At 28.3% G+C, this 4,338-nt stretch carries 2 protein-coding genes; one reads left to right on the top strand and one right to left on the bottom strand.

The window, feature by feature from the left end; translation table 11 throughout:
* Window positions 1-35 precede the first annotated feature (35 nt).
* On the top strand, window positions 36-998 hold the full coding sequence (locus tag SST62_RS0110485; RefSeq protein ID WP_029187305.1) for a glycosyltransferase family 2 protein: 963 nt from the start codon (window positions 36-38) through the stop codon (window positions 996-998).
* Window positions 999-1,328: 330 nt separating this feature from the next.
* Here the strand turns inward: SST62_RS0110485 and SST62_RS1000000112810 are convergent.
* The coding region (locus tag SST62_RS1000000112810) for a hypothetical protein (protein WP_032499454.1) at window positions 1,329-4,338 on the bottom strand (3,010 nt) is incomplete at its 5' end.

Raw genomic sequence — 4,338 nt, 5'->3', positions numbered from 1 at the left:
TAGTGATAATTAATAGTTATCGGTAGGAGAAAGTTATGGATATTACAATTATTATTCCAATGAAAGATACCGAAGATCAAATAACGAAATGTTTAGATTCTATCAAAATCAATACGCTTTCTAGGGATAGGTATGAAGTCATCATTATTGACGATGCATCAAAGCAACCTTCAGAATTTTTATCAGAAAAATATGATATTCATTATTTTTATTCTAAGAAAAGTTTAGGAGCAGGGGGAGCCCGAAATTTAGGAATAAGGATGGCTCGTGGGAAATACATATGCTTTATAGATAGTGATGACTGGATTTCCTACGATTATTTAGAAAAAGGTCTAACGTATATGGAGCAATGTGCATCTGAAATTGGAATGTTTACTTTAAAACGTGAATACGACGACATAAAGGATATAATCTACAAGTGTAAGTATAATACTTTGCTACAATTAGGACCTGAAGAGAGTATAAAGGTAATGGCAAAAGAGTATAACTTTGATGTAAACATAGTTCCATCAACAACTAATAAAATCTACCTACGTCAATTTTTAATTGACAATAATATATTTTTTCCTGAGAATCGTAAATTTGAAGATTTACTATTCAGTATTAAGACGATGCTTGCAGCCTCTAAATTAATTTGTATTCCTGATGCAACTTACTTTCATTATCGACGTAAAGGATCAATTGTCCAATCTTTTGAACACAAAAATAGCGAAGATATGTTATTCATTTTGAAAGAAATTAAAGTGTATTTAGAAAACAATAATTATTTTGAAATTTATAAGAAAAGCTTCTATCTTTTTTGTGAACATTTTATAAACCTAATTATTAGACAAATTAATGAATTTTGTAGTGATGAAAATATTAAAAAAGCTGAAATGACTTTTATTGTTAAAAATTTATTACAGCAAATTAACTTAGATGAGTATCTTGCCTCTATTTCAGCAGAAAAACTTAGAATGCATATTCAACCTTACATCATTGATACAAATATACTATAAACATAAATTGTTGGCTTTGCATATCATTCCCTCATTTCGTGGTTGTTTTGAGTTTATGATACGCAAAGTTTTTTTATTTGGCTAGAATTAACTAGCACAACGGGTAAATATATTGTAATTTTTGTATTTAAAAGTCCCATATAACCCCCCAATAAAAATATGTAAATAATTTATTGGAAATCATATGAGACAAATACATTTTATTATTTAAAAATTGAAATGATAAAATCCGTTTATTTAGGCATATTAAAAATTATCAATGACTACGCTAGAATAGGTCTACGGAATATTCGAACGTAATTACTTCACTGTATTAATAATTAGACTCCCTTACCATATTGAACGAGGATCAAAATAAAACGTATTATCTTTCAGCTCACCACCTAAATAAAATTCAACACGAGCTGGTGAACAACTTAATTTAAGATTGTGTAAATTAATATTTTTATAATGATTAGGAAGAGGGGAACTATCAATTAATCGCAATTTGTTTTCAATTTCTAGATATTGATTATTTTGGACTAATTCTAAATAATTAACTATGTTAGCAAAAAATAGTTTTTGACGAGCTCTGTAGGGACGTTTTCCCGAATCGTAAATTTCTTCGATTAAGTTCTTAAGAGTTGTTTGATCATCTAAAATGATAGCTCCGGCTACCAATCCAAGAATATACTTTTTATAGTCGTTAAGGTAGTCCTTTTTTAAGATACTAATTTTCTGTAGGATAATTAAAAACTGTTCTTGCTTAGGATTCTCTAAAAATTTTATAAATAATTTCTCTATTTCTAAAAAATAATTATATTTATCAATTGAAATAGGTTCAATTTTAAATAAAATTTCTTTGGCAAGTGTTATATTACTTGAATAAAAGATTCTAGCAAGGCGTTGGGTGTAAATTTTTCCATATTCATCTATTTTTGAATGGTTCATAAATTCTTCTAAGAGCTGACAATCTAGTAATAAGGTTTTCTCTGTTTTAATCAGAGCCTCCAAAAATTTTTGGTTAGATTTAATTGTCTGAACTTGATCATGATTTACATTACGATAGGATAACAAATTATGAAACTTCTTGCTATGTTTTCGAAATTGTTCTAAGCGATAGTTTTCGTAATCACTATTGATTATTTCATAGACTACATTTAATATAATATTTAAAAAAATTTCAGATTCACTATTATATTTTAATTTTTCATCAAGTATATTGAAAAGTTTTAAAAATTCTGCATATCCACTACTATCTTGTCCAACATTTGCATTAGCCATTGCAAAAAAATAGTGCAGTAAGTAATAATCATTTTGAAATCTATAGAACAACCTCATGTAGTTGTCTCCTCCCTTAAATTTGCGAAGGAGATAGTAAATTGAATGGTATTCTTGATGAGAAAAATATTGTTGAAGAGTAGCAATTGCTTTTTGACTTTTTTCTCTATTCTTATCTATAAATAAGGAGACAAATATTTCTTGAAGAGGATGATTGAAATTTATATTTTCAGAGATAAATAATTCATTCCCATTGTCTATAATCCAGTTCAAGAACTCCTCTAATAAATTAGAAGAGAATGGCACTAGTTGTTGGTTGATGTCAAAACCTAGAAAATTTTTTTCCAATAAAGATATTGTTGCTTCGCTATATAGTTGAATATCATTTGGCGGGAGACTATAGTTCAAGAAAACAGACTTTATTACTTCAAGTTCTTCTTTGCTTAAATCTTCAAAACTTTTAATATTCTCGTTGCTACTGAAATGAATTAATAGTTTAGCGGGTTCGAGTTTTAAGCTAGGAAAAGTATTTAAGTCCTGTAATTGTTTTATATTCTTAATGGATTCTTTTAATGGTTCATAGATTGGGTTTATTCCGTTCAGGGATAATGCTTCTGATATGTGAATGACATCTTTTGGAAAAGTTAATGGATTTGTTGAAGTAACGACAAAGAAAATATTGTAATCTTCATTGTAGCAAGCTTGAATTATATGTTCAAAAAATTCTTTGTATTCGTTTGATAAAAATTGAAAGTTTTCTACAATAACTAATTTAAAGAATTGAGTTTCCTTAAATTGCTGAAAAAAGTCCGTTAGAATGTCTAATTGAAAATATCTAAAAAGTGCTTCGTAATTTTTAGCTTGATACTGTTGTATAAATGATTTTAAGGAACTACTGAGAGGAGTTGGATAATCTTCTTTGATGACCAGATCGTGTAGCAACGGGAACAAAATAAAATGCACTAGCTGAACTAAATTTTCCAAATTGCAGACATCATCCGATGAAAATGATATAAATATTTTGGGGAATTGCTGAATAGTAGGTGATGAAAAATAATTTTTGACTAGATAGCTTTTTCCATATTTATAGGGAGAAATAATTGAAAAAATCTGAGTAGTTTTAGTATTATTCCTAGTTGTTTTACAATATTCTTCCAATCTCTGTCTGATATTCTCTTGTGATTTTATATAAATAGGTTTTATAACAGTATTTTTTATTAAAGTAAAATGCTTAGGACTAAGAATTGAAATTTTGGTATTATTAGATTTCTTACATAAATCGAAAAAATGATAGATAGAATAACTGTCTTGATTTTTTTCGTAAATAAAAGAATTATTCTGGCTACCATTGGGTGAAGCATCATACCTATCGTCAGGAATTATTTGAAATTCTATTTGAATATGATTTTCACCGGAATTTACCGGAATCTCCTTAAGAGAAGAGGTACCAATAATTCTCCAGGGATATTTTCCTATATTGTTAGGTAAAATTTCTATTATGTCATCATTGTAAGAAAAAAATGAAAAGGACAATCGATAGCGTGTATTGTACGACAGGTAGTCTACTGAAAAATTGGAGTTTCGAATGGCATAGGAATTTATCGTGGTCACTTCAACAAATCTAGTTGAAGTAGTTTCAACTTCTGATATATCAATATCTTTTTCTGAGATATTAGAAGAAAAAAAATCTTTGATATATTTGGGATTACGTTTTAACCAACTTTCTAGATTTGTTTTAGTTATAAAATGTACAACCGCTTCGGGAGAAATTTCGGTAATTGCAGTTTTTATATTAATAATATTCTCAGTAGAAATATTCGAATTAGTAACAAAGAAATATTTTTTAACATTTTTTTGTAAGATAGAAGTGACAATAGTCGCATCAAGACGATATCGAGATAGTTTTTCTTTGGAGGTATATTTTGCTTCCATCCACCATCTAATAAATTGGCCGTCTTCTATAAAAAAGACGACCTGCGCATCTCTATTTCCATCACGAGTTTCTTTTGTTGGGGACCAATTTCTCTCACTGGGATAAACTTTTTCAACATATTTTAGTGCTAATACTTCAAAAGTTTTA

The sequence above is a fragment of the Streptococcus suis YS56 genome (assembly GCF_000440115.1).
GTDB classification, from domain to species: domain Bacteria; phylum Bacillota; class Bacilli; order Lactobacillales; family Streptococcaceae; genus Streptococcus; species Streptococcus suis_L.
Note: the sequence above shows the minus strand (reverse complement) of the source record. Positions and strands in the feature narration are given on the sequence as shown.

Bases quoted from the DNA above. Each gene is read 5' to 3' on its own strand.
- SST62_RS0110485 (WP_029187305.1), top strand. From the start codon at position 36: ATGGATATTACAATTATTATTCCAATGAAAGATACCGAAGATCAAATA.